This is a genomic window from Actinoplanes sp. NPDC051633 (genome assembly GCF_040681735.1).
In the GTDB taxonomy this organism is placed as follows: Bacteria; Actinomycetota; Actinomycetes; order Mycobacteriales; family Micromonosporaceae; genus Actinoplanes.
Window position 1 is genome coordinate 1 of record NZ_JBFAZH010001052.1, and the last position, 2,701, is coordinate 2,701.

Sequence of the window (2,701 nt, forward strand, 5' to 3'; positions counted from 1 at the left end):
ATGCCAGAAGTCGGTATTGATCCCGCCGCGCGGCCGGCAGCAAGGACGGGCTGACCCAGCCGTTCTCGGCCGGGTTGATCGTGACGCCCGGCGGCACGATCTCGTCGACGCGGTCGAGCACGTCGTCGGAGAGGACGACATCGGCCGCGGCGAGCTGTGACTCCAGGTGCTCCATGGTGCGCGGGCCGATGATCGGCGCGGTGACGGCGGGATGGCGCAGCACGAACGCGATCGCCAGCTGGATCAGGGTGAGGCCGGCGCCGTCGGCCAGCTCGGACAGCCGCTCGACGGCATCCAGCTTGCGCTGGTTCTCCGGCAGGGACAGGTCGAACCGGTTGGCCAGGCGCTGCCGCGCGACCGACATCGGCCCCTCCTGGGCGTCCTTGCGGTAGCGCCCGGAGAGCCAGCCGCCCGCGAGCGGGCTGTACGGAACGACCCCCATGCCGTACCGCTGGGCGACGGGCAGGACCTCGTTCTCGATGTTGCGGACGAGGATGTTGTACGGCGGCTGCTCGGTGACGAACCGCTCCCGGCCGCGCTTCTCGGCCACCCACTGCGCCTCCACCGTCGTGGAGGGCGGGAACGTCGAGTGCCCGATGTAGCGGACCTTGCCCGCGCGGACGAGATCGGTGAGCGCGCCCAGCGTCTCGTCGAGGTCCACGGCCGGGTCCCAGCGGTGGATCTGGTAGAGGTCGATCCAGTCGGTGCCGAGCCGGCGCAGGGAGTCCTCGACCTCCCGGACGATCCAGCGGCGCGAGTTCCCGCGATGGTTCGGGTCGTCGCCCATCGGCATGTTCGCCTTGGTGGCCAGCACGATGTCGTCGCGGCGCCCGGCCAGCGCCTTGCCCACGATCTCCTCCGACTCCCCCGCCGAGTAGACGTCGGCGGTGTCCACGAAGTTGATCCCGGCGTCGAGCGCGCGGTGGATGATCTTGATGCTTTCGTCGTGGTCCCTGGTGCCCCACGCGCCGAACATCATCGTGCCCAGGCACAGCTTGCTGATCGAGACACCGGTGCGGCCCAGCGGACGTCGTTCCATCGAAGGCTCCTTGCGGTCGGCGCGGTTCAGGTGTCACAGCCAACCCTGGATCGCGGGGCGGCCGGGAGTGAAGGCCGTTACGGGTACTGCCAGAACCTCCCAGCGCCGAATCGCCGGACGTACCGTCCAACACATGGACCACCGCAGTGAGACCCGCGACTTCCTCACCACGCGCCGGGCTCGCATCACCCCTGAGCAGGCCGGATTGCCGGTGTACGGCGGCACGCGGCGGGTCGCCGGGCTGCGCCGCGAGGAGGCCGCGATGCTCGCGGGGGTCAGCGTCGACTACTACACCCGGCTGGAGCGCGGCAACCTCTCCGGTGTGTCCGAGAGCGTGCTGGAGTCGCTCGCCCGGGCGCTGCGCCTCGACGAGGCCGAGCGCGAGCACCTCTACGACCTGGCTCGGCAGGCCAACACCGGCTCGCGCGCGACCCGGCGCCGCACCACCCCGGACATCCGGCCCGGCGTCCAGCAACTGCTCGACGCGATGACCGGCGCCCCGGCCTATGTCCGCAACGGCAGGCTCGACGTCCTCGGCGCCAACCACCTCGCCCGCGCCGTCTTCGCACCGGTGTTCCAGGGCGCGGCGGCCCGGCCCAACCTGGCCCGGTTCGTCTTCCTCGACCCGGCGTCGCAGGAGTTCTACCGCGACTGGGAGCAACTGGCCCAGGACGTCGTGGCGCTCCTGCGCGGCGAGGCCGGTCGCGACCCGTACGACCGCGCCCTGACCGATCTGATCGGCGAGCTGTCCACGCGCAGCGAGCCGTTCCGCACGTGGTGGGCCGCGCACGACGTGCGACAGCACCGGACCGGGGTCAAGCGCTTCCACCATCCGCTGGTCGGTGACCTCACGCTCGCGTACGAGTCGCTCGACCTGACCGCGGACCAGGGCCTGCGGCTCAACGCCTACAGCGCCGAACCGGGCTCTCCCGACCAGGACGCCCTCAACCTGATCGCCAGCTGGGCGGCGAACGCGGTCGGACCCGCGGGGTCAGGTCGGTGACAGGCCCGCGTCGGCGAAGACGTGCGTGGCCAGGGCCGAACCCAGGAAGCCCACGAAGGCGTCCGCGCCGACCTTGTTGATCCCGGTCGTCACGCGGACGGCCGTGTACTCGTCCGCCATCCGCAGGGCCTCGGTGAAGTCGACGGCGCGCAGGCCGTCGCCGGCCGCCACCACGTCGGTGCGGTGGACGATGGCCGCATCGGCCGCGCCCGCGCGCACCCGGGTCAGGGCGGCCGGCGGGTCGGCCTCGGAGCTCGCGGGACGCACGTCGACGGCCGCGGCGCTCAGCGCCGCCCGGCCGGCCCGTCCGCACGGGGTGGTCTCGGCGCACAGCGCCAGGCGTGCGCCGGCCAGATCGGCGACCCCGGCGATCTTGCGGGTGCTGCCGGGCACGGCGATGACGATCGGGTTGCGGGCGACGACGACGGGTTTTCCGCGTACGTGCCCGGTGGTGACCAGGCTGCTGGTGGCGGCGTCGGCGGAGACGAACACGTCGACCGGAGCGCCGTCGCGGATGTGCCGGGCGTGCTCGGTGCCGTCGCCGTATTCGAGAGCGACCCGGGCTCCGGGGAAAGCTTCCTCGAATTTGGGCACGAGCTGGGTCAGCGTGCCGCGCAGCTCGTCGGCGGCGTGTACGACGACCATGCCGCCTGGGGCGC

General features: G+C 72.2%; 3 protein-coding genes. 1 reads left to right on the forward strand and 2 read right to left on the reverse strand.

Translation table 11 applies throughout. The features are described from left to right. The coding region (locus tag AB0M20_RS36745; protein ID WP_364305316.1) for an aldo/keto reductase at window positions 1–1,039 on the reverse strand (1,039 nt) is incomplete at its 3' end. A gap of 133 nt (window positions 1,040–1,172) precedes the next feature. Here AB0M20_RS36745 and AB0M20_RS36750 point away from each other — a divergent pair. Then, window positions 1,173–2,042: a helix-turn-helix transcriptional regulator gene (locus tag AB0M20_RS36750; protein ID WP_364305318.1), complete on the forward strand. Its 870-nt coding sequence runs from the start codon at window positions 1,173–1,175 to the stop codon at window positions 2,040–2,042. Here AB0M20_RS36750 and modA read toward each other — a convergent pair. Then, window positions 2,031–2,701: molybdate ABC transporter substrate-binding protein (gene modA, locus AB0M20_RS36755; RefSeq protein ID WP_364305320.1), on the reverse strand; the 671-nt coding region annotated here is incomplete at its 5' end. The two genes, AB0M20_RS36750 and modA, sit on opposite strands and share 12 nt — an antisense overlap.